The 24,881-nt window shown below is 34.4% G+C and carries 15 protein-coding genes; 10 read left to right on the top strand and 5 right to left on the bottom strand.

Features of this window, described 5'->3' with window-relative positions:
- The first annotated feature begins 3 nt into the window (after positions 1–3).
- On the top strand, positions 4–1,251 hold the full coding sequence (locus tag A0O34_RS11435; RefSeq protein ID WP_066754729.1) for a glycosyltransferase: 1,248 nt from the start codon (positions 4–6) through the stop codon (positions 1,249–1,251).
- Here A0O34_RS11435 and A0O34_RS11430 read toward each other — a convergent pair whose 3' ends face one another.
- The 4 genes from A0O34_RS11430 to A0O34_RS11415 form a co-directional block, all read right to left on the bottom strand.
- Entirely contained in the window at positions 1,252–2,511 is a 1,260-nt protein-coding gene (locus A0O34_RS11430; RefSeq protein ID WP_066754727.1) for a glycosyltransferase, read from the bottom strand. It abuts the gene before it with no gap.
- Positions 2,512–2,533: 22 nt separating this feature from the next.
- Positions 2,534–3,178 (bottom strand): glycosyltransferase, encoded by a 645-nt coding sequence (locus tag A0O34_RS11425; RefSeq protein ID WP_066754725.1) that lies wholly within the window; start codon positions 3,176–3,178, stop codon positions 2,534–2,536.
- A complete protein-coding gene (locus tag A0O34_RS11420; RefSeq protein ID WP_066754723.1) occupies positions 3,178–4,341 on the bottom strand; it encodes a glycosyltransferase family 2 protein in 1,164 nt (387 codons plus the stop codon). Before A0O34_RS11420 ends, A0O34_RS11425 begins: the two co-directional genes overlap by 1 nt.
- 121 nt (positions 4,342–4,462) lie before the next feature.
- Positions 4,463–4,807, bottom strand: a complete 345-nt coding sequence (locus A0O34_RS11415; protein ID WP_066754721.1) for a phosphomannose isomerase type II C-terminal cupin domain — start codon at positions 4,805–4,807, stop codon at positions 4,463–4,465.
- Between the two features lie 142 nt (positions 4,808–4,949).
- Between A0O34_RS11415 and gltX the strand changes: the two genes are divergently transcribed.
- Entirely contained in the window at positions 4,950–6,455 is a 1,506-nt protein-coding gene (gene gltX / locus A0O34_RS11410) for a glutamate--tRNA ligase (RefSeq protein ID WP_066754719.1), read from the top strand.
- Between the two features lie 48 nt (positions 6,456–6,503).
- Positions 6,504–7,460 (top strand): acetyl-CoA carboxylase carboxyltransferase subunit alpha, encoded by a 957-nt coding sequence (locus A0O34_RS11405; RefSeq protein ID WP_066754717.1) that lies wholly within the window; start codon positions 6,504–6,506, stop codon positions 7,458–7,460.
- Positions 7,461–7,521: 61 nt separating this feature from the next.
- Here A0O34_RS11405 and A0O34_RS11400 read toward each other — a convergent pair whose 3' ends face one another.
- The gene (locus A0O34_RS11400) at positions 7,522–8,235 is read right to left on the bottom strand and encodes a DUF6759 domain-containing protein (RefSeq protein ID WP_066754715.1); all 714 of its coding nucleotides are present in this window, start codon (positions 8,233–8,235) and stop codon (positions 7,522–7,524) included.
- Between the two features lie 148 nt (positions 8,236–8,383).
- On the opposite strand from A0O34_RS11400, the gene tsf reads away from it, so the two are divergent.
- From tsf to A0O34_RS11365, 7 genes are all read left to right on the top strand, one after another.
- A complete protein-coding gene (tsf, locus tag A0O34_RS11395; RefSeq protein ID WP_066754713.1) occupies positions 8,384–9,211 on the top strand; it encodes a translation elongation factor Ts in 828 nt (275 codons plus the stop codon).
- A gap of 210 nt (positions 9,212–9,421) precedes the next feature.
- Positions 9,422–13,516: a T9SS type B sorting domain-containing protein gene (locus A0O34_RS11390; RefSeq protein ID WP_066754711.1), complete on the top strand. Its 4,095-nt coding sequence runs from the start codon at positions 9,422–9,424 to the stop codon at positions 13,514–13,516.
- Between the two features lie 170 nt (positions 13,517–13,686).
- Complete coding sequence (locus A0O34_RS11385; RefSeq protein WP_228394283.1) at positions 13,687–16,443, top strand: T9SS type B sorting domain-containing protein; 2,757 nt, start codon at positions 13,687–13,689, stop codon at positions 16,441–16,443.
- Positions 16,444–16,568: 125 nt separating this feature from the next.
- Positions 16,569–19,403 carry a T9SS type B sorting domain-containing protein gene (locus tag A0O34_RS11380; RefSeq protein WP_066754708.1) on the top strand — a complete coding sequence of 945 codons (2,835 nt, stop codon included), beginning with the start codon at positions 16,569–16,571 and terminating at the stop codon, positions 19,401–19,403.
- A 113-nt stretch (positions 19,404–19,516) separates the two neighbouring features.
- The gene (locus A0O34_RS11375) at positions 19,517–22,915 is read left to right on the top strand and encodes a T9SS type B sorting domain-containing protein (RefSeq protein ID WP_066754707.1); all 3,399 of its coding nucleotides are present in this window, start codon (positions 19,517–19,519) and stop codon (positions 22,913–22,915) included.
- 134 nt (positions 22,916–23,049) lie between these two features.
- On the top strand, positions 23,050–23,838 hold the full coding sequence (locus A0O34_RS11370; protein ID WP_066754705.1) for a hypothetical protein: 789 nt from the start codon (positions 23,050–23,052) through the stop codon (positions 23,836–23,838).
- 203 nt (positions 23,839–24,041) lie between these two features.
- Positions 24,042–24,827 carry a DUF6759 domain-containing protein gene (locus tag A0O34_RS11365; protein ID WP_066754703.1) on the top strand — a complete coding sequence of 262 codons (786 nt, stop codon included), beginning with the start codon at positions 24,042–24,044 and terminating at the stop codon, positions 24,825–24,827.
- Positions 24,828–24,881: the final 54 nt, after the last annotated feature.

The raw sequence follows: 24,881 nt of genomic DNA, 5'->3' as shown, positions 1-24,881 counted from the left end.
TAAATGCAGTTGAGTGTAAATTATCATGGCTTTTTTGACGGAAATTTTGGAATTTCTGAAGCAACCCGATTAAATGCTTTAGCACTGGAAAATATTGGCATAAAAGTAAATCGCATCAATTATTCCAGCGAAACTTTTGAGAGAATAGAAAATAGTGTTATCTCAAAAAATGAAACTTCCATTAATGTTTTCCATATAAATATTAACTTCATTAATGATTTTTTTTCTAAAAATCAGGATCTAGATCTTAGCAGCTATTACAATATCATTTATTGGGCTTGGGAATTTCCGGAAGTTTCGGATAAAGTAGTAGAGATTTTAAATGTCTTTGATGAGCTTTGGGTTCCAAGCAATTTTTGTGTTAATATTTTTACAAAGTATACAGGAATTCCTGTTATCAGATTTTCTCACCCGATTCAGAAGTTAGAAGATTCAAAAGAATTTGAACTAAAAGAATATAATATTCCCCAAAATTCAAAGATTTATCTTACTATTTTTGATTCTTTGAGTACAACAATCAGAAAGAATCCTGAGGCAACTCTTGAAGCTTTTACGAGTGTATTTAAAGAAGAAAAGGAAAGTGTTTTAATTGTAAAAACACACAATCTTGAAAGGAGTAAAGATGCCCAAAAAGCATTAGAAAAATATAATAACATTCCGAATGTAATCATCATTAATGGTCATTTTTCAAAAGAAAAATTACATTCTTTGATTCAGCAGTCTGATGTTTTGATTTCTCTTCATGGTTCGGAAGGCTTTGGCTTAACCATGGCAGAAGCAATGGTTTACGGAAAAATTGTAGTAGGAACGGGATATTCCGGAAACCTGGATTTTATGAATGTGAATAACAGTTTTTTGATTCAGTATGATTTTATCAAAACTTCGAATACAAAAGGCTTAATTGATGAAGGTTTAACATTAGCAAAACCAAGACTGGGAGATGCCATTCAAAAATTACAGTACATTAAGGATAATTTTGATTCACTAAATGATATAAGAGAAAGCGCAAAATCTCAAATTGAAAACAATTTTTCTCTTGAATCTATTGGCGAATTATTTAAAATAAGATTACGTTTTATTACTGAATTTGATAAAAAAGAAAACAACGGCAGCAATAATGTAAATAATGTTTTCTATCTAAGCGAAATTGAAAAATTAAATAAAAAAGTTAATTATCTGGAACGAACTCTTTATAATAAAATAAGAAAAAAGGTAAATCTTTTCTTCAAAAAAATCAAAGGCAAGAAGTAATTATTTCTTGCCTTTTTTGTTTCTTATGTACATTTTTATATTGTAAATAAATTGAATCGGAGCGCTTTTCTTATAAATTCGAAGGTCTTTTCTCAGTAAAATATTTTCAACATATAATTTAATTAAGGTTGATTTATTTTGTCTGATTTTGTCTTCGTTAAAAAGTTCTTGACATCTGCCTTTAATCACTTCTCCTACTCTTTTTAATGAAAGGTCTTCAGCAATTGTCTGGCTCCCTTTTTCGGCGACACTTTGAACATTTTCCTTTCCTTCATAAACGATTTTTAAATATTCTTTAGCTTCTTTTAGTGAAGGCTCAGACCAGATTGTATTCGAACTATAATTAAGGTCATTGGAGCCATAAGAAACTTTTTCGGCTTCAACTAAAAAGCTGTTCTCATCACTCATAAACTGTAGGTTTCCTGAATATCCGGTAGCAATTACAGGCTTCCCAAAATACATCGCTTCTGCCATGGTTAGGCCAAAACCTTCTGATCTATGAAGGGAAATATAACTGTCACAATTACTGATGACATAATTTAATGCATTTTTATCAAAAATCTTTTCTACAATTTTTATCTTTTTCGAATCTCCAATTGCTTGTAAAATTTGTTCTTTTTCCGTTGGAAATTTTGCAGAACGAGATGTTTTGATCGTCAAAAAGGCATTATTCTCAGTCGTATCAAAAGTTTCGCGAAAAACGTTAATTAAATTAATTACATTCTTTCTTTCAATAGAACTGTTGTAGTCAAAAATAAAAAGAAAATTAAAATGTTTATTATCATAGAAATGCAAAGCATCCTCATCATTAGTCGTTTCCAAATGCATATCTATTGGATGCGGAATGACCTTTACCGGCAGGCTTACGTATTTTTCAATACATTCTTTACAATAGGTTGAAGGTGTCCAGATTTCATCAAAAAGATTCATATTCATTACATAATCTTCAGGAATAGTTTCCGATTCCCAAGCCATATAAAGAATATTATACTTACCATTAAAAAAAGACTGATCAAAATAATCAAAAAAATTAGGCGTTTCCGATGGAGAAATCTGAATTAAATTAATCGGATGCGGTGCATGATCAGAAAATTCTGTAAAAGTGAGATCGTTATTATTATGATTGGTATTTACATTATAATTAATCAAACTTATGGGCATATCAACAGCCTGTATCGCTTTACAATTTGATCTTGTAGCTTCAGCGATGCCAAATTCACCATTAATAAATCCAAAAACGTTAATCCCTAAATCAGCCATTTTATATACTTAATATTTTTAATTAATCTTCTAAAGTTTCGTAAAAATCATTTTGCTTTTTCTGCTTTTCAAAATTCTTTTTATGAATTAATGATAAATTGTAATTTTTGGGTACTTCTGTAAAATTTTTGTTTCCGTACAAAACTTCATGTACTTTATTTTTCCAGAAGATTTTTTTATTGTTTTTAATAATTCTTGCCTGATAATCCGGAAAGTTAATATATCCTTCCTCGTTCATATTCCAGCCCATCTCTTTCACGTATTCTTCGGTAATTCCTTCTACAATATTGATTCTCGGAACGAAAAAAAGTTCTACACTTTTTTCTTTTTTCAGGTATGGCTTTAAGGTTTTTATAAAATGCTCTGTAGGATATTCGTCTGCATCAATCTGAAAAAGATACTTTGATTTTGCATTTTCAATTAATTTATTTTTAAAAGTTGCAAAATCACCATCTAATTTTGCTTCAATAACTTTTATTTTAGATTGATATTCATGCAATAATTCACCAACTTTTTGATCAGGGTTGGTTATATCACGCAAAATAAGGATTTCGTCATTACTATCAATCAAAGGTAACAAGATGTCTAAAAGTAGTTTTAGTTCTTGAAATTCATTACAAACAGTAATTCCATAAGTAATTGTAATTGGCTTAAAAAAATCAAACATTATTTTCTGGTTATTAATTGTTTTTCATAAGAATTTTCCCTTAAAATCTCTATTTTCAAATTATTGATCTTAAAAAAATTGGGTTTACTGAAAAGTTTATCAAAAAAACTCTTCTTTGAATTCTTTAATTCTTCTATAATATCAGCGAGATTTCTAAAACTATGCATGTTTTTTTCAGAAAGTTTTTTTGCATCGAATTTTATTAGAATATCATCAGAAAGATCTGCATTTTTAGGCTTAAATTTTTCTTTTAAATTAAACAATGTATTTTTTTGTTCATCTTTAATATATTCGCTGGCATCATAATCAGAATAAATGTGATCTACAAATATTTCTAATGTTCTAATTGATTCCTCATTCGGATTTTCAAGAATTAAGCCATAATTAAGCTTACTTTTCGTCTTAGACTGATTTACAAATCCCCATTTTCTTATAAAGTTACGAAGCGAATTTTCTTCTATCTTTTTTGTTTTTTTCTCAAACTCTTCAGAAAATCTAGATGTTTTGCTTACAAAATGATAAACTATTGCATTTGGACAAACAAATGTTTTTTCGCCTGACATTCTTAATCTCAAGATCAAATCATCATCTTCACAAAACATTGGTTTAAAAAGTGGGTCCAAGCCATTTATTTTTAGTAATATTTCTCTTTTAGCAGCTAAGAAAAAACTTACATCTTCTGTATACGCTCCTTCTTGCTTTTCCTGATTACTCTCGAATTTAAAAAAATCATCAAATTTGAATGTTTCAAAATCACTTCCAAAATCCTGAATCTCTTTCCAAAGTCTTTTATCTGATGCAAAAACAGGAGGTTCAATTACTTTATAATAAACAAGGTTGTATTTTAATAACGAGTTGCTTATTTCGGATAAAAAATTTCTACCAATAACCATATCATTATGTAAAAAACACACATAATTTTTAGTAGAAATTTCCATTGCTTTATTATACGTATCTGAAAGAGTTTTTTCTTCCGGGCTTGAAAAATAAACAAGATTTTCATCTTTCAAAGAATTCAGCCATTCATCGGTTCCATCGGAACTTCCGTAACTTACAAAAACAATTTCGGTATCAGGATAGTTTTCTCTTATTGAGTTATAACAACTTTTAGAATACTGTAAATTGTTCTTTAATCCTATTAAAAGCGAAATATTATGATCCATTTTATCTTTCTATTTTAATTTCTCCATTTAGAAAATACAAATGTAGATATTAAGATAAAAAAAACAGTAAAAATCATAAAATTCTTACTGTTTAAAAAATATTGTTATTTAGATCCTTTAATTAAGCTCTATCATACTCATCATCAATCCTCACAATATCATCTTCCCCAAAATAAGTCCCTGTCTGTACTTCAATGAAAACAACAGGTTTTTCAGAAAGATTCATCATTCTGTGTTTTGCACCCAAAGGAATGAAAATACTTTCACCGTATTTTAGACTAATTTCTTTATCATCCAGAACGATTGTAGCATCACCTTCGATGATCGTCCACTGCTCCTGTCTCTTATGATGATACTGATAAGACAGTTTTTGTCCAGGGTTTACTTCTATTCTTTTTAATTTATAATTTGGCTCATCTGCCAAAACAAAATATTTTCCCCAAGGTCTTTCTCCGATTTCTAACATGACTTACTTCTTATTAATTTATACAAATGTAAATATTCAAAACAAAAAAGCCAATATCGAAAGCATTAAACATCATTAAACATCATTAAACATCATTAAAACACATAATTTTAAGTAAATTTGCATCAAAATTTTAATTGAAATGGAGAAAGTTAGAGTACGTTTTGCTCCAAGTCCTACCGGACCTTTACATTTGGGAGGCGTAAGAACCGCATTATATGATTATCTTTTTGCTAAAAATCAGGGTGGCGAGTTTGTATTGAGAATTGAAGATACAGATACTGCAAGATATGTAGAAGGAGCTGAAGAATATATCGAAGAAGCATTAGAATGGTGCGGCATCATTCCTGACGAAAGTCCTAAAAAAGGAGGAAAATTTGCTCCATATAGACAGTCTGAAAGAAGAGATATCTACGATAGATATACAGACCAGATCTTGAAAACAGATTATGCTTATATTGCTTTTGATACGGCTGAAGAATTAGACATTATCCGTGCTGAATATGAAGCTAAAGGAGATGTTTTCTCTTATGACAACAAAACAAGAAACCGTCTAAAAAACAGTCTTACCCTTTCTGAAGAGGAAGTTCAAAAACTATTGGACGAAAAAACTCCGTATGTTGTAAGATTTAAAATGCCAATCGACAGAACTTTGAATCTTGTAGATATCATCAGAGGGAATTCTTCTGTAAATACTAATACACTAGATGATAAAGTTTTAGTTAAAAACGACGGAATGCCAACTTACCATTTCGCCAACATCATCGATGACCACGAAATGGAAATTTCTCACGTAATCCGTGGGGAAGAATGGTTGCCATCTTTAGGTTTACACACTTTATTATATGAAGCAATGGCTTGGGAAGCTCCAGAATTTGCTCACCTTTCATTGATTTTAAAACCAGAAGGAAAAGGCAAATTAAGCAAAAGAGACGGTGATAAATTCGGATTCCCGGTATTTCCATTAAACTTTACAGATCCTGCAACAGGAAACGTTTCTAAAGGTTATAGAGAAAGTGGATATCTTCCGGAAGCATTCATCAACATGGTTGCATTATTAGGTTGGTCTCCTGCAGATGATAAGGAAATTTTGCCTTTAGAAAATATGGTCAAAGAATTTGATCTTCATAAAGTTCATAAAGCAGGTGCAAGATTTAGTAAAGAAAAATCGGAATGGTTTAACCATCAGTATATTCAATTAAAATCTGACGAAGAATTGCTTCAAATTTTGAAAAATTCAGATTTAAATTTAAATATTGAAGATGAAAAATTATTGAAGATTATTCACCTGATGAAAGAAAGAGCCACTTTCCCGAAAGATATTTACGAAAACGGAAAATTTTTCTTCGAAGCTCCAACTTCTTATGATGAAAAAGCATCAAAAAAAGCTTGGAATGATGAAACTTCTACTATTTTAGGTGAATTTGCTACAACATTAGAAAACACAGAATTTATTTCTGAAACATTGAAACAGGCAATACATGATTTCGCTGAAAACAAAGGTCTTGGAATGGGTAAAGTAATGATGCCACTTCGTTTAGCCCTGGTTGGAGAATTGAAGGGACCAGACGTTCCAGACATTTTAGAAATCATCGGAAAACAAGAAAGTATAGCAAGAATAAACAATGCTGTAAATAATTTTAAATAAAAATCCATAATTTTTCATAAATTTGAAAGATTTAATTTACTTCAAGAAATGGAATATTTAAGTTTCGAACTTCCTATACAAGAACTAATGGAGCAATACCAGACATGTTCTTTGGTAGGAGAAGAAAGTGGTGTTGATGTAAAATTAGCATGCAGCCAGATTGAGGACAAGATCATAGAGAAGAAGAAAGAAATCTATGGAAACCTTACGCCTTGGCAGAGAGTACAACTATCCCGTCATCCGGATCGTCCTTATACCCTTGATTATATCAGCGGAATGGTGGACAAAGGAAGCTTCCTTGAACTTCACGGAGACAGAAACTTTGCAGATGATCCTGCAATGATCGGTGGTTTGGCAACTCTTGATGGTCAGAAAATAATGATCATTGGAACTCAAAAAGGCAGAACAACTAAAGAAAGACAGCACAGAAGATTTGGAATGCCAAATCCTGAAGGATACAGAAAAGCTTTACGACTAATGAAGCTTGCTGAAAAATTCAACATTCCTGTGGTAACTTTGGTTGATACTCCGGGAGCTTATCCTGGGTTGGAAGCTGAAGAAAGAGGTCAGGGAGAAGCTATCGCAAGAAACATTTTTACAATGGTTCAGTTAAAAACTCCGATCTTTACGTATATCATTGGTGAAGGAGCAAGTGGTGGTGCCTTAGGAATCGGTGTTGGAAACAAAGTTTATATGCTTGAAAACACTTGGTACACAGTAATTGCACCGGAAAGCTGTTCTTCTATCTTATGGAGAAACTGGGATCACAAAGAAGATGCTGCAAATGCATTAAACCTGACTCCAAAAGATGCCTTAAGAGAGAAATTTATTGACGGAATCATTGAAGAACCGCTTGGAGGAGCACATTACGATCCTGCAGCAACTTATTTGAATCTGAAAACGTCAATTCTACAAAACATCAAGGCTTTTTCTAAATTCACAGGACAAGAACTTGAAACCCAAAGACAAGACAAATTTATTGCAATGGGGCAATATAAAGGATAAAATAAAAAGCGGTTAAGAAATTCTTAGCCGCTTTTTTTATTTAGTTTCGAGCGAGATTTATTTAATCATCTCTAAGATTCAATTCGATCTCAATATCTTTAGTAATTCTTTTCAGTGAAGAATATTTTGCATCACATACCATTGTTGTTAAAATGTATTCTCCCTTATCCACTAAAAGATAATTTTGGCTGTTCGCCGGAACATCAAGATTATAATATTTTTTTCCGCTTATTTTTACAATTAAATTACATTTTGATCTGTTTTTAATATTAATATAAGCTTCCTTATCCGCCGGATCATTATTAAACATGTGCGTTAACATCGCGGCCGTTCTCTTATTTTTCTCGCTTGGCTCTGTTTTTTTAGCTGCGCTTCCCACACTTGCATAATTTACCGTCTTACTTGGCGTAGCAGCAGTCTTACTATTATTTGCATTGGAAGCAATTGTTTTAGAATTGTTTAATTCGTTATTATTAACAATTTTTTCAACCTTTTCTTTACTAAGAGGTTTAATTGTTGGTTTTGCTTCCGGAGAATTATCTGCCATAATTATTTCTATCAATTTCTTTTTAAAATAATCTGTTTTTGCGTGACCCGGATTTTGTTTTAAAAATCCTGCAATAATTCTGGCTTCTTTTGTACTTTCGGCATCGTTTTCTGTGTAGATGATTAATGTTTCTTTTTCAACAATAGCCTTAGATTTGCCCTTTTTCTTCTTTTGAGAAAACCCAAGAGTGAAAATGCATAAAAAAATGAGGAGAAATATTTTTTTCATTAACTAATCATTTAAAATTTTTATTAAATATACAAATAACGCAAAAAGTCATTTTTTAGTTTATCATTAAAATCATTATCTTTGCACTGCTCTAAAAATAAGCTAAAAAAATCAATACTAATCTTACAATAAAAAAATAATAGATATTATGTCTTATACACCAGCTGCTGCAGACGTAGCAAAATTGAGAAACATTACAGGTGCAGGTATGATGGACTGCAAGAAAGCTTTAGTTGAAGCTGAAGGAGATTTCGACAAAGCGATCGACATCCTTAGAAAAAAAGGACAGAAAGTTGCTGCTAACAGAGCTGACAGAGAGTCTGCTGAAGGTGCAGTTATCGCTAGAGTAAACGAAGATAACACATTAGGTGCTATTATTTCTTTAAACTGTGAAACTGACTTTGTTGCTAAAAACGAAGCGTTCATCGAGCTAGCTTACGAAATAGCTGAAATGGCTATCTTTGCTGCTTCTAAAGAAGAACTTTTAGCTACTGATTTCCACGGAATGACTGTTGCTGAGAAATTAATCGAGCAAACAGGTGTTATCGGTGAAAAAATCGAGATCGGTACTTTCGAAAGATTAGACGGTCCTTTCGTAGGAGCTTACATCCACGCTGGAAACAAAATCGCTGCTATCACTTCTCTTTCTGCTAAAGTAGACGGAGCTGACGAAGCTGCTAAAGCTGTTTCTATGCAGGTTGCTGCTATGAACCCTATCGCTCTTGACGAGAATGCTGTTTCTCAGGAAACTATCGATAAAGAATTAGAAATCGAAAGACATAAACTTACTGAAGAAGGTAAGCCTGCAAACATTATCGACAATATCTTGAAAGGTAAAATGCAGAGATTCTACAAAGACAACACTTTAGTACACCAAGATTTCATTAAAGATGCAAGTATTTCTATTGCTGATTATGTAAAATCTGTAAACGGAGACCTTAAAGTTACAGGATTTGTAAGAGCAAGCTTAGCTTAATCAATCTTTCAAAGAAAAATAATAATCCCGATGAATTTTTTCATTGGGATTTTTTGTGCCCAATTCCCATGAAAATCAGAAAAACCATGAAGTGAACATGACGTGTATATTAAATAATTATCAACATGAATGATATGAGATAATTATTAGAATTTTTTTTGCAAAATGTTGATTCTTAATTATTATATTTGCGCCCCCTTATAATAAACCATGAAAAAATTTCTACTCGTTATTTGTACATTTCTTTGCCTGTTTGCTAATGCTCAATTAGATACCGAACATTGGTTTGCTCCGATGTCGGCAAGCTCTCTTCAGGGCACTCCGGAATGTTATTTATATCTATCTACAAACGAAACTACGCCTTTCCCTGTACAGATTTACAATAACAATGCGGTATACTCCACCGTACAGGTAAGCAAAGGAAATCCTGTGCAGGTGACGATTCCAAGTAATTTTATGATTGCTTCTACATTGTCTAACCTATTTAATTCAAGACCGATGGGATTGCAGGTAAAAGGAAACAAGAAATTCTTTGCCAACTTTAGATTTGGAGTTCCCAATCAGGCTGAAATTATTACGTCAAAAGGATTAGCAGGGGTTGGAAAAAACTTTTTCATAGGATTGGCTCCAAATACGACAGCGAAACCTTACGTTAATTCCACAATTGGAGTTATTGCAACAGAAGACAATACAACCGTAACATTATCAGGATATAATCCCAATGTTGTTTTTTCTGACGGTAACTCGGCTCCGTCGAGAACTTTCACCATTAATAAAGGAAGATCATATATTATTGAAGCGCAAAGTGATCTGGCTGCAAGTAATTTAAACGGATTGGTAGGAGCAAAATTGGTTGCTAACAAACCTGTTTCTGTAACCAACGGAAACTTCAATAGTATCTACACCACTCAAAACAACAGTAATGTAGATGTATTGATGGATCAGGCAGTTCCGGTGGAAAGATTAGGAAAAGACTTTGTCATGGTAAAAGGAAACGGGCCAGCCGCTTCAGGAATGGAAGCTGCTTTGGTTGTTGCCACAGTAAATAATACCAAACTTACTGTCAACGGTAACCTTTTGAATACGGTCACGCTGAATGCCGGACAATACTATATTGTACAAGGAACAAATTATATCAATCAAGGGAATGCAAATTATAATATGAGTATTTCCGCTACAAATAATGTCTACATCTATCAACTTCTTGCCGGAACTTCCGGAAGTACGGTTTATGCAACAGGAGGAATGAATTTTATACCTCCATTAAGCTGTTTTTTACCTAAAGAAATTAATGAAATTGGATTTATTAATAAAATAGGAAACACATCTTACGATACTAAACTTAATATTATCACTCAAACAGGTGCAACAGTAACTTTTAATGGAAATAATATTGGGGCAGGAAACGGACCTTATCCAGTAACTGGAAATCCAAACTGGGTAACGTATTCTATTCCGAATGTAACAGGAAATGTTACCGTAAATTCAACATTACCCGTCACTGCAGGAATAGCAGCAGGAAATGGTGCAGTAGGTTATGGAGGTTATTTTGCAGGATTTTCTTCTGTGCCTGCCATTACAAAAACAGGCGATTGCTATGCCGGAATTCTTCTTCAAGTAGACAGCAATTATGATGCTTATCAATGGTATTTCAATGGAGTTTTAATTCCAGGAGCGACCTCCTACTCTATTAATCCAGAATTATATGGAGCTGGAGATTATACCTGCCAAATCACAAAAAACAGTTGTGAAACGAGGCTGACAGCTATTTATAACTATACTTTATGTCCGCCAATTACTACAACTACATATAATATTGGTTCTTGTAATACGAAAGTGATCACTCCGGCTTTTACAAGCTCAACACAGGCAATTGTTCCTTCACTGACGAATATTATTTCTCCGCCAACTTCAGGAACAGCAACGGTAAACCCAGCAACAGGGCAAATTACTTACACTCCAAACGCAGGAATTACCACAAATACGACCGACACATTTATTTATTACATCCAAGGAAATGGAAATCCTTTCAGTTTTGAATATTTTAAAATAATTATCAACACAAATGTTCTAAATGTTAATAACTCTTCCTTATCATCTTGTACAAATGCAACAGGAAATGGGACTTTTAATTTAACAACAGCAAGTGTATCAACAGATGCAGGAACAACAGTTACTTATTTTGCCGATCCAAATTTAACGGCGCAGATTATAAATCCAACAACTTATTCGGGACCTGTAGGAATTATTTATGCTACTGTAACTTCACAGTATGGATGTTCAAAAGCAGCTCAGATTACATTGACTGCAAATCTATCACCGAACGCAAATAATGCTTCTTTAACATCTTGCACTGGAACAAGCGGAAATGGAACTTACAACCTTACTTTGGCAAATGTATCCTCAGATCCTGGGATTATAATTACCTATTTTACCAATTCAAATTTAACTGGACAAATTACAAATCCAACAACTTATTCGGGACCTGCAGGAATTATTTATGCTAATGTAACTTCATCGGCAGGATGCTCAAAAATAGCTCAGATCACATTAACTGTAAATCAAGTTCCAAATGTAAATAATGGTTCTTTAGCATCTTGCGCAGGAACAAACGGAAACGGAACTTATAACCTTACTTTGGCAAATATATCTTCAGATCCTGGGATTACAATTACCTATTTTACGAATTCAAATTTAACGGGGCAGATTACAAATCCAACAACGTATTCGGGGCCTGCAGGAATCATTTATGCTAATGTAACTTCATCGGCTGGATGTTCAAAAATAGCTCAGATCACATTAACTGTAAATCCATCTCCGAACGTAAATAATAGTTCTTTATCATCTTGCGCAGGAACAAACGGAAACGGAACTTACAACCTTACTTCAGTAAATGTTTCTTCAGATCCTGGGGTTACAATTACCTATTTCACTAATTCAAATTTAACTGGGCAGATTACAAACCCAACAACGTATTCCGGACCGGCAGGAATTATTTATGCTAATGTAACTTCATCGGCAGGATGTTCAAAAGTCGCTCAGATTACTTTAACAGCAACTCCTTCGCCCAACATCAATACAAATAATTATAACGCAACTCTTTGTGATAACAGTTTTGAAGGAACGATCAGCGTAAATTTTGCGACGGTAACTCCTCAAATTGTAACGAACTCAGCGAATTTTACAGTTAGATATTATTTAAACCAAGCAGATGCAAATGCAGGAAACAATAATACATTGCCAACCACTTGGACTTATACTGCAAATACAACTGTTTATGTAAGAGTTGATAACAATCCATCTAGTTGCCCGCCAGCTTTTGGGCAGATCAATTTTAAAATTGGAAACAGAATAACTTTATTATCAAGCACGGTAAATGCAGAAATTTGCGACAATGATCTTAATGGTTCTGAAACTGTAAACCTTAATGATTATAAAAATTTATTCACCAATAATCCTGCTGTAACTTTAACATTCCATACATCATTGGCTAATGCTCAGACAGGAACGAATGCAATATCTCCTACACAAGTTATCAATTCAGCTGGTACTTTTTATGTAAGATTTACAAGCGCAACAGAATGTCCGAATACAGGAATTTTAAATATTAAATTAAAAACTCCAAAAAAATCGACAACGCTTCGTGATCAGATAATTTGTTCTGATGAAAAAGTAATATTAGATGCAGGAACAGGATTTACATCATATTTATGGAGCAACGGAGCTACTACGCAAACTATTACGGTAGGAGCAGGAAATTATTATGTAGACCTTGGATTCAACGGATGTATTTATCGTCAGACGGTAACTGTTGCAACTGCTCAGGCGCCAACAATTACAAGTATTGCAGTTTCAGGAACTACGGCAACGGTTAATGTTTCAGGAGGAACGGCTCCTTATAAATATTCATTGAATGATATTGATTATCAAACATCAAACGTTTTCACAGGATTATCAAGAGGTATTCATACGGTATATGTTTTAGGCGCGGATAGATGTCAGCCGGTTACGAAAGAATTTTTAGTTTTAAATCTAATTAATGCCATTACGCCAAATGGTGACGGGAAAAATGATGTCTTGAATTATTCAGATTTAAGAATAAAACAAAATGTAACAATAGAAGTTGTAGATAGATACGGAGCTTCTGTATATAAGTCATCAGACAAAAATTATATCTGGGACGGAAGGTCAAATGGAAGAACTCTTCCTACAGGGACATATTGGTATATTTTAAAATGGATAGAGCCAGATACAAAATTACCAGTTTCGTATTCTGGATGGATTTTAATCAAGAATCGCGAATAATTTAATAATTTTCTTTAAATTTTACTAACAATATCTCAAATATTATTTTAAATTTGTAGAAATCCTAATTCCACTTTTATATGAAAAGATTTCTACTTAGTCTAGTATTAGTTTTTTTTACAATTAATACGCTCTTTGCGCAAAGAGATACAGAACATTGGTTTGCCCCAATGATGAATAGAACCGGTCTATCTGGTGGCGCCAATGGTCAGTCTATATATTTTTCTACTGATTCTGTAACACCATTTCCGGTAGACATCTATAACAATAATGCTATTATCGGTACCGTTACGATCAGTAAAGGCGACCCAAAGATTTTTGTAATACCGGTTACACCAAATACATCGGTATCAGCTATCGTTACAACATCACAGACAGACCTTTTTACCCCTATTACAAAAGGGCTTTACACAAAAGGAACAAAACCATATTATGCCAATCTTAGATTCTCAGTTACAAGTCACGGGGAAATTTTAACCTCTAAAGGAAAAGCAGGTATTGGTAAAAAGTTTTATGCAGCAGCAGCTCCAATTACAGATTTAGGTGGTGGTTCTATCTATAACTTTATGGCAGGTGTACTTGCAACTGAAGACAATACTGTTGTTACAGTTTCAGGATATTCAACTTCTGTTACATTTTCCAATGGGACAACTGGTCTTACAAACCCTACCATGACTTTTTCCTTAAACAAAGGTCAATCTTATATCATTGAAGGAAGAGGAAATCTGGCAGGTAACCAAATAGGATTCATTGGTGCAAAAATAGAATCTACCAAACCAATTTCTTTAACTAATGGTAACTTTAATGGACAGTTTTCTTTGGGTTCTGTAGGAAGTAGTTCAGATATTATCATGGATCAATCCGTACCAGTAGACAGATTAGGAAATGAATTCGTTCTAGTAAAAGGAAACGGAAATATTGATATCAAGGTAGAAGACGCATTGATTATCGCAACGGAAGACAATACCGAAATATATGTTAACAACAGTACAACTCCTGTAGCTACTATTAATGAAGGAGCTTTTTATAGAGTCAATGCTATTTCGAATACAAATTATATTGATCAGGGTAACGGACATTTCAATATGTACATTAGAACAAGTAAAAATGTATATGTTTACCAACTTCTTGCAGGTCTTGCAACGAGTATTGCAACTTTAGGATATAACTATATACCTCCATTGAACTGCTTTTTACCTAGAAAAATTGATGAAATTGCATTTATTAATGACCTTAACGGAACTTCAAATGATATTAAACTTAATATCTTAACAGAAACCGGAGCTGTTGTTAATGTAAACGGTGGAATTCCAACAGCTGTACAAGGACCATATCCTGTTTTGGGAACAACTGCCTGGGTATCCTATTCAATTCCCGGATTATCAGGAAACGTAACAGTAACATCTACCAAAGCCGTTACCGCAGGTATTGCCGGAGGAAGTGGTGCAGTAGGTTATGGTGGATATTTTGCAGGATTCTCTTCAATCCCTGTTATTGCGAAAAAATCAGGAGAATGTGCTCCAGGCATCATCCTGGAAGTAGATGATAGTTTTGAAACATACCAATGGTACAGAGAGGGAATTCTTATTACAGGGGCAGTATCCAGTACTTATGCCCCTACTCAATCAGGAAATTATACGGTAAAAGTAACAATGGGAACTTGCCCTCCTGTTACGACACCAATATATAAAGTATATTCTTGTGTTAAAAATACAACTGTAAGTGTAAATGCTTGTGCTACAAAAATTATCACTCCAACATTTTCAGGTTCAACACAAACTCCGGTTCCGAGCACTGTAACTATTACAACACAGCCTACTCATGGAACAGCTGTTTTAAATCCTGCAACGGGTATAATTACTTATACACCTACAACAGGATATGTAGGAGCAGACGTTATTGTTTATAAATTCTGTGGTAATGGCACTGAATTTATCGATTGCGAAATCGTAACAGTGAACTTAACGGTAGTTCCATTTATCGTAAAAGATGCAAAAATGGAAGCTTGTCAATATGAAGACAAAGCATACTTTAATTTAACATTAGCTAATGTTATTGATTTTACTCAGGTAACTAAGAAATACTATCCTACATTGGTAGACCTTAATGCAAATACAAATCAGATCATGGATCCTACAAATTATGGTTCTGCAGGAGGATTTGTATATGTAAAAATCACAAGTAATGAAGGCTGTACAGCAAATGCAAAAATTGAATTGGTTGCAAAACCTATCAAAAAATCTCCAATTCTTGTTGACAAATATATCTGTATTGATTCCAGAACAAACTTAGAGGCTGGTCCAGGGTATGATTCTTACTTATGGAATACAGGTGCAACTACATCGGGCATCCAAGGAGTTGGTGTTGGGGAATACACTGTAGTTCTTGGAAAGAACGGATGTTTCGTTACACAGATAGTAAGAGTTATTAAAACGGCAGATCCTGTTATTAAAGAAATTGAGATCACCAATAATACAGCAACTGTAAATGTTACCGGAGGAACTCCACCGTACAAATATTCAGTAGACGGAACTGCTAATTGGCAGGATTCTAATGTATTTACAGATCTTTCAAGAGGTCAACATACATTCTATGTAAAAGATTCTTATAACTGTACACCTATTTCTGTTGAAATTACTGTACCAAATCTATTGAATGCTATTACGCCAAACGGTGATAACAAAAATGATTATATTGATTACAGCGAATTAGCCTACAAAGGAAATCTAAGCTTCGTTATCTATGACAGATACGGAAATAAGATATTCACAGGAGATAAGTTTAATAACTACCGATGGGATGGTAAGCATTTCGATAAGAAAATCATAACCGGAACATACTGGTTCCACATCAACTGGAATGAACCAAATAAAGAAAAGACTCCAATAAAATACACAGGTTGGATTCTTGTAAAAAATAGAGAATAACAAATTTCTTTTTAAACCACGATTTTAGAATCGTGGTTTTTTATGCTATAAACCTTTATTTTAAGCAATATTTTCAATACATATTAAAATATTCTGCTATTTTTGCACAATCCTAATTCCAGTTTATGAAAAAATTTCTACTATCTTTAGTATTAATTGTCTTGGCAGTTAATACCCTCTTTGCGCAAAGAGACACAGACCATTGGTTTGCTCCTTATTTTAACTCCTCAACATCGTCGACGTATGAACATGGTTTATACTTTTCCACAGATTCGATTACTCCGTTTCCGGTAACGATTTACAACAACAATGTTGTGATCGGGACTGTGACCATAAGTAAAGGTAGCCCTCAGATGTTTACATTGCCTTCGCAGTATATTACAACAACAAATACTTCGAGCGCTGCTGTTCCAAACAACATGGGAGTTTATACAAAAGGAGATAAGCCTTATTTTACATCACTAAGAATATACAACAGTATTCATGGTGAGGTTGTGACTTCTAAAGGAAAAGCCGGCATCGGAACAACATTCTATGCTGCTGCAACTCCTATCACTACTGCCTTAACGAGTAGTAGTGCAATGAACTTCACAACGGGTATCATGGCAACCGAAGACAACACGAAAGTAACGGTTACCGGATATGATCCCAACATTCAGTTTATCAACAACATGACTCCTCCTTTAACAATAAATTTCACCTTAAATAAAGGACAGTCTTACATTCTTGCCGGCGTTGGAAATACCGTTGCCAACCAAGCAGGTTTTATCGGAACTAAAATTTCATCTGACAAACCCGTTTCTGTAACCAATGGAAATGCAAACGGAATGTTCGCGACAGGAAATACAACTGCAGGATCTGACCTTGTTATGGATCAATCAGTTCCTACAACTCGTCTTGGAAACGAATTTGCAATGGTAAGAAGTTTATCTCCACTCACCAATCATTACGATATGGAAGGGGGAATTATAATTGCCACAGAAAACAACACCGAAATTTTCCTTAATGATGCTACAATACCTGTTGCAACTCTTAACGAAGGAGATTATTATCGAATTTTAAACAGTGCATACATCAGTCAAGGTGGCGGACATTACAATGTGTATGTTCGTAGTACAAGAAATATTTATTTATATCAATTAATCGGTTCATCAGGCGGAACTGCAACGGCAGGATACAATTATATCCCACCATTGAACTGTTTCTTACCAAGAAAAATTGATGAAATTGGTAATATTCAGGCAATGCCGACCTATACGGGGGCTGTTGTTTTAAAACTTAATATCTTAACAGAAAAAGGTGCTGTTGTAGCAGTAAATGGTGTTGCTCCAACTGCGGCGCAAGGTCCCTATCCTCTTTTGGGTAACGACCAATGGGTTACATACGCTATTACCGGAATTACTGGAAATGTTAATATCACTTCAACAAAAGCTGTTACTGCCGGTGTAAACGGTGGATATAGCACAGCCGGATATGGAGGTTATTTTGCAGGATTCTCTTCAATTCCTTTAATTGCTAAACAAACCGGAACTTGTATTCCTGGTTTAGTATTGGAGGTTGATGATAGTTTTGAAACCTATCAATGGTTCAGAAACGGTGTTGCTATTGCAGGAGCCAATGCTAACTCATACACACCAACACAATCCGGAGATTATACCGTAAGAATTACAATCGGATCATGTCCTCCGGAGACGACTCCTGTTTATAAAGTTTATACTTGTCTTCAAGAGACTACAAAAACAATGACTGTTTGTGAGGGTCTTTTAAATATTGTTCCCCAATTTACGACTTCAAGTCAGGTTCCTGTTCCGGGAACTGTAACGATTGTTACCCCTCCGGCAAATGGTACAGCGGGTGTAGATCCTATAACAGGTGTAATCACTTACGTTCCAACCGTTGGATATTTCGGGGCAGATAAAATTGTTTATAAATTCTGTGGTAACGATCCAAACTTTGTAGATTGTGAGCAGATTACTTTAAATTTAACTGTATCAAAAAGCCCTGTAGTCAATAATGCAACTTTAAGATCTTGTTTCATTGAAACTAATCCTGCGACAGCATTATTTAATCTTACTTTAGCCAGCGTTAGTACAGAACCAGGAGTTACTAAAAGATATTTCCCATCTCCTACCGATGCCGCAAACGGAACGAATGAAATTACTAATTTCTTAAATTATATCGCACCAACCGGTGTTGTATATATAAGAGTTACAAACGCAAACGGATGTTTCAGTGTAGCTGAAGTTACCCTTATCGTCCTTGCACCTGTAGAATCTGCCATATTGAAAGATAAAATCATCTGTATGGAAGACAAAACAACGTTAGATGCAGGTCCAGGTTTTAATGCTTACGAATGGAGCACAGGAGCAATTACTCCATCTATCACTAATGTAGGTGTTGGAACGTATTGGGTTAAACTAAAAACAGGTGACTGTATTACAAAACAAACTGTAAAAGTATATGCTTCTGAGCAACCTGTTATCTCAAACATTGATATTACAAACAATACTGTGACTGCATATGTAGCAGGTGGAACGGCTCCATATAAATATTCTATGGATAATATCACTTGGCAGGATTCAAACATATTTAAAGACGTTCCTAGAGGAAACGGAACTGTATATGTAAAAGATGCTTATGACTGTAATCCTATCGAGGTTGAAATTACAATTCCTAATCTTATCAACGTAATTACACCTAATAACGACGGTGTGAATGATTTTATTGACTATTCTTCATTAGCTCACAAGCCTAATTTAGTTGTGAATATCTTCGACAGATACGGAAGCAAAATCTATCAGGCAGATAAAACAAACGGATACAAATGGGGCGGAACTACAAACGGAACCAATAAAGTATCCACAGGAAATTACTGGTACGATATCAGTTGGAATGAGCCTAACAAAAAGCAAACTCCAATTAAATTCTCCGGTTGGATCTTAGTGAAAAACAGAGAATAATTAATTCAAAATATTTTAATTAAAACCACGATTCCCAAATCGTGGTTTTTTTGTTATTTTTTCAATGCTTTACTACTTTTTATTATTAAATTTGTGGTAAAAGCTGATCCTGAATGAAGAAAATTTTATCTTTTTTATTTATATTCTATATTTTCACTTCAACTTTCGCACAGTTGGACAGAGAACATTGGTTTGCCCCAATGGTAGATAGAACGGGAAACCCAAATCCTTATCAAAATTTATATCTTTCCACCAACAGAACGACATCATTTCCGGTAAGTATTTACAACAACAATGTCCTGATCGGGACCGTAAACATCAGCAAAAACAATCCGCAAAAATTTGATGTATTAAGAGATTATATCATCACGACTCAACAGACGGATTTATTTACACCCACTTCAAAAGGACTTTATCTAAAGGCAGAATTTCCTTTTTATGCTAACTTGAGGTTTTCGGTTTATAACCACGCAGAAATTATTACTTCGAAAGGAATTCCTGCCACAGGAAAAACTTTTTATGCAGCAAGTGCTCCAATAACGGTCAGTAATTTTATTTTGAATTTCATGACGAGTGTATTGGCGACTGAAGATAATACAACAGTTACTATTTCAGGATATAAAAGTACCGTAGAATTTTCCAACGGAACAACGGGAGTTACCAATCCAACCATGACTTTCACATTAAATAAAGGACAATCTTATATTATTGATGGTAATGGTTCCTTACCCGGAAATTTTGACGGCTTCATCGGATCTAAAATTGTTTCAAATAAACCCGTCAATGTCACAAACGGAAACTTCAACGGCCAATATGCCGGAGATTTCCCCGGAAGTTCTGATATTTTGATGGATCAATCTGTCCCTGTTGAAAGACTGGGCAACGAATTTGCTATCGTAAAAGGTAACGGAAGTATCGGAGCCAATATGGAAGGTGCTGTGGTGATCGCTACAGAAGATAACACCCAGATTTTTGTTAATAATGAAATACCTCCGGTAGCTACGATAAATACAGGACAGTATTTTGTAATTCCAGACACCAAATATCAGTTACAGGGAAGCGGGCACTATAATTTATATGTAAAAACATCGAAAAACGCTTACGTTTATCAGATTCTTGCCGGAGATTCAGCTTCTGGAAGTGAGGTTGCAACAGGTGGATTTAATTTTATCCCTGCCCTGAATTGTTATTTACCAAAACAGATCAACGAACTAGGTTTTATCAATGAAAATTTTGTTCATTCGAATGCAAATCCTTTAGGAATTTTAAACATTCCGACTAAGCTTAATTTAATTACAGAAAAAGGAGCTGTTGTAACAGTAAACGGAACTCAGCCTTTGGCTAGTACAGGACCTTTCAATATGACAGGTACCAATAATTGGGTAACGTACGGTATTCCGAATGTTACAGGAACAATTACAGTAGTTTCAACAAAAGCAATCATGGCGGGAATAAGTGCGGGAAGTGATGCTGTGGGATATGGCGGTTTTTTTGCAGGTTTCCCGACACAGCCTGTGATTTTAAAATCCGGCGGAGATTGTGTTCCTGGAGTTGTTCTTACCGTCGATCCTATTATCTATGACACCTACCAATGGTACCGAAATGATATTCTTATTATAGGAGCCAATGCATCAACCTATATTCCTACTCAATCCGGATTTTATCACTGTTCGGTAACAATGGGAAGTTGTGCGCCTTTAGTTTCAGGAAAATTCAAGGTTTTGAATTGTTTAAAGCAAACTACAGCAATTTACGATGTCTGTTCAGTAAAAACAATTACTCCAGCTTTCAGCAGTTCTACACAAACACCGGTTCCGTCTACCGTTGCAATTACGACTCCTCCCACTTTAGGAACGGCAGTTATAAATACAACTACAGGAATAATTACCTACACCGTTACCAACCCCGGAACTACAGGAACAGATACTTTCACGTACACTTTCTGCGGAAATGACCCAGACTTCCCAGATTGTGAATCGGTAACCGTAACGATTAATATTCAGGCATTGACGGTTACTAATAAAACATTGACTGCCTGTAACATCAATGGACAGGGAACTTTTAATTTAACAACGGCCAATGTTACCAATAACAGTCCGGTAACAATTACCTATTACCCTACTCTGCTTGACGCTCAAAATGAAAATCTTGCAGCATTAATTACATTACCTACTACCTATACTGCACCAAACGGAACCATCGTTTATGCAGTAGTTAAAAATAATATCGGCTGTAAGAGTATTGCTCAGATTACCCTTAATTTGTTTAATCTGGCCATTGTTTTAAATAATTATAATGGTGTATTTTGTGATGATAATTTAGATGGAATTGTAACCATCAATTTATCAAACATCACTCCTCTTGTTCTTAATAATCCTACTTACTTTACGAATGTAAGATATTATGCTAATTTAAGTGATGCCAACTTAGGAAATGCCAATACGCTTCCTAACAACTGGAGTTACACTGCACCCACAACAATTTACATAAGAGTTGATTCTCCTGACGGATGCGCAAGTGTTGTTCAGCCTTTAAATTTCAGTATTGGAGCTAAGATTCCTTTAATAAAAACTTCATATGTCATAAGTGTCTGCGATAATGATCTTGACGGAATCAAAAATGTTGATCTGGCACAATTTATTTCACAATTTACGATAGATCCTAACGTTACGGTGACGTATCATGCGACTTTAGCTGATGCTCAAAATAACGTTGCTCCTCTTGGAAATCCAATGAATCTTACCGGAGCTCAGACCATCCATATCAGATTTGAAAAACCGGGAGTATGTCCTAATGTAGCTTCAATTACAGTTAATATTAAAACTCCAAAAAAATCAAATGTTCTTTTTGATAAAATTGTTTGTCCAAAAACAACGACAAATTTAGATGCAGGACCTGGTTTCGACAGCTATCTTTGGAGCACAGGCGCTACAACTCCTGCTATCACAAACGTTTCGGCCGGAAGTTATTGGGTAGATCTTACTTTTGATGGTTGTACGTACAGACAAGCTGTCAATGTTACAGAATCTGTTTTGCCTGCAATCGTTTCAATCGAAGTCAATGGAAATACAGTAACGGTCGGCGCAAGCGGCGGAACTCCTCCATACGAATATTCTTTAGACGGAGTTAACTGGCAAGCCTCTAATGTTTTCCAGAATGTACCAAGAGGAAATCATGTTGTACATGTAAGAGATTCCAGAAACTGTGACGAAATTACAAGAACATTTACCATTATTAATCTGATCAACACCATAACTCCAAATCATGACGGACATAATGATGATATTGATTATTCGGCTTTAATGGGCAATGATAATCTTATATTCAGAATATTCGACAGATACGGAGCTGAAGTCTTCAGAGGAACTCCTGCCAACAGATTTACCTGGGACGGAACCTTAGGCGGAAGACCCATAAACACAGCCACTTATTGGTATTTCATAAGCTGGACAGAATTCGGAGGCAGTACATCGGTAAAATATACAAGCTGGCTATTGGTAAAAAACAGATAAATTAACGTATATCACAAACTGGGTTTATAACATTCATTAACATTTTTATTATAAAGTTTAATATAACTTTAACCTGATTTCACTATTAAAGTAGGTATAAATTATTGGATTTCTATGTAATTTTGCCCTATTATATGAAGAAACTTATTACTATAGTAGTCTTGCTTTTTCTGGTAAAAATCAATGCTCAAATATATAACGGAGAGGTCTTTTTAAGAGACAACTCGGTATTGTATCTAAATCAGGTTTATGTAACCAATCTTACTACGCAAAGAACTGTTCTTACAGATTATAATGGCGATTTTACTGTTCAGGCAAATGCCGGAGATGTTATTCGTTTTACCTCGATTGTAACGGAAAGGAAAGATATTCAATTATCTCCTCAAATGTTTGGTCCTAAAAATTTAATTGAATTAAAAATAGCCTACCACGATATCCAGGAAGTTATCATCAGCAGATTTAAACCTACCGGAAATCTGAGATATGATGTCAATGCTCTTAAAAAAGAAGACAAAGCTCTGGCACTGAAAAAAGTAATCGGCTTACCTGAACCAAAAGGCGACGGAAATCCACCGGAACTTCCTGTTGCCGGACTTAGAGATGGCGGGCTTACCTTTAGTTTAGAAAGTATTTACGATATTCTATCTGGAGAAAGAAAGAAAAAACAGCGTTATGTTGCCTACGAAAAGATGAACAGCTCTGTTGCTCAAATTAAAAATTATTTAGGAAAAGATTATTTCCTGAAATTTAAAATTCCGGAAAATCTGATTGATAATTTCCTTCAGTTCGTTTATACTTCAGAAAATATTCAGCCTTATATTATGAATGGTAATTTTGAAGCGGTAAAAATCCCGATTGAAAAATATATGCCTATTTATCAGAGAAGGCTTAGAAATTCTCATCTTCAGGATGTTATAAAATAAATTAGCACCATATTTGCTGTAAAGGAATGTATGTCATAAGATTTAGTGATGTACATTCCTTTATTTTTTAAAAATATGTTTAATTTTAGGGCATAATTGCGTGTTTCACTACTATTATTCCCTTTAATTTAGATAACACAGAATTCTCAAAACACAAGTAAGGAAAAAGATTAATTTAGTTTTTTTAAACTTAATATTAGTGAATGAAAAAGTTACTTTTACTCTTTAGTACAGTGTTATTTTTTGGACTTTTTTCTGGTCAGAGAAAAGACAAAGACTACAGCAATATTTTAAAAAGCAAAAACATTTATGAGATAAATGCTTTCTTAAGAGATGCTCACCCAGATGATCCCCGCAGATCCGTACTAAAACCAAGAGTAATGGAAATGATGAAGGAATATATCAAAACCGCGCGTCCCGAAGATCAAAAAGTAAAACAAATGCAGGAACAGCTTGCTTTGTTGAAGAGAAGACCATCTACAAAAATCTCTTTTGATGAGATGAACGCTATCATCAAACAAAAACAGATCGCAAAATACAACGCAGAATTGCAGGCAAAACAATCTTTGGTTGTTTATACTCCCAGCAGCGCCAAAAATGTTTACGTTACCAATACCTCTGCTACAGCTTCAACCACAGTTATTGCTGATACAGAAGCAGAAGAATTCAACATGTTGATGTCTGTTTCTCCAACGGAACACAAAAATAAAACGGTACAGATATTAAACTCACTTTTCGATAATGATCCGATGAGTAAAGAGTGTATTGTGCTTATTCAAAATAAATCCGACTGTAATATTATCGTAAGAATGGAAGGAATTGGTACTACAAAATACAGACTTGCCGTGCCTGCACATAACGAAAGCTCGGTTGTAGTCACAAAAGGTGATTATCTTTTCACAAGTATTGTGTGCGGTGCTCAATATGCTTCTCAAAAAACAATCCAGAAACCACTGATGGTGGCATTGGGAAGCTCTGCAAAGAAGTAATAAATTCTCCAAATCTTTATTTATAGTTAAAAGACAAGGTCATGTTTTTAAATT

Origin of the sequence: Chryseobacterium glaciei, assembly GCF_001648155.1 — a bacterium.
In the GTDB taxonomy this organism is placed as follows: Bacteria; Bacteroidota; Bacteroidia; order Flavobacteriales; family Weeksellaceae; genus Chryseobacterium; species Chryseobacterium glaciei.
This window is presented reverse-complemented; position numbering and strand designations above follow the sequence as displayed.

Bases quoted from the DNA above. Each gene is read 5' to 3' on its own strand.
- A0O34_RS11370 (WP_066754705.1), top strand. From the start codon at position 23,050: ATGAAGAAACTTATTACTATAGTAGTCTTGCTTTTTCTGGTAAAAATC.
- A0O34_RS11400 (WP_066754715.1), bottom strand. From the start codon at position 8,235: ATGAAAAAAATATTTCTCCTCATTTTTTTATGCATTTTCACTCTTGGG.
- gltX (WP_066754719.1), top strand. From the start codon at position 4,950: ATGGAGAAAGTTAGAGTACGTTTTGCTCCAAGTCCTACCGGACCTTTA.
- A0O34_RS11385 (WP_228394283.1), top strand. From the start codon at position 13,687: ATGATGAATAGAACCGGTCTATCTGGTGGCGCCAATGGTCAGTCTATA.
- A0O34_RS11380 (WP_066754708.1), top strand. From the start codon at position 16,569: ATGAAAAAATTTCTACTATCTTTAGTATTAATTGTCTTGGCAGTTAAT.
- tsf (WP_066754713.1), top strand. From the start codon at position 8,384: ATGTCTTATACACCAGCTGCTGCAGACGTAGCAAAATTGAGAAACATT.
- A0O34_RS11375 (WP_066754707.1), top strand. From the start codon at position 19,517: ATGAAGAAAATTTTATCTTTTTTATTTATATTCTATATTTTCACTTCA.
- A0O34_RS11405 (WP_066754717.1), top strand. From the start codon at position 6,504: ATGGAATATTTAAGTTTCGAACTTCCTATACAAGAACTAATGGAGCAA.
- A0O34_RS11425 (WP_066754725.1), bottom strand. From the start codon at position 3,178: ATGTTTGATTTTTTTAAGCCAATTACAATTACTTATGGAATTACTGTT.
- A0O34_RS11430 (WP_066754727.1), bottom strand. From the start codon at position 2,511: ATGGCTGATTTAGGGATTAACGTTTTTGGATTTATTAATGGTGAATTT.
- A0O34_RS11435 (WP_066754729.1), top strand. From the start codon at position 4: ATGCAGTTGAGTGTAAATTATCATGGCTTTTTTGACGGAAATTTTGGA.
- A0O34_RS11415 (WP_066754721.1), bottom strand. From the start codon at position 4,807: ATGTTAGAAATCGGAGAAAGACCTTGGGGAAAATATTTTGTTTTGGCA.
- A0O34_RS11390 (WP_066754711.1), top strand. From the start codon at position 9,422: ATGAAAAAATTTCTACTCGTTATTTGTACATTTCTTTGCCTGTTTGCT.
- A0O34_RS11420 (WP_066754723.1), bottom strand. From the start codon at position 4,341: ATGGATCATAATATTTCGCTTTTAATAGGATTAAAGAACAATTTACAG.
- A0O34_RS11365 (WP_066754703.1), top strand. From the start codon at position 24,042: ATGAAAAAGTTACTTTTACTCTTTAGTACAGTGTTATTTTTTGGACTT.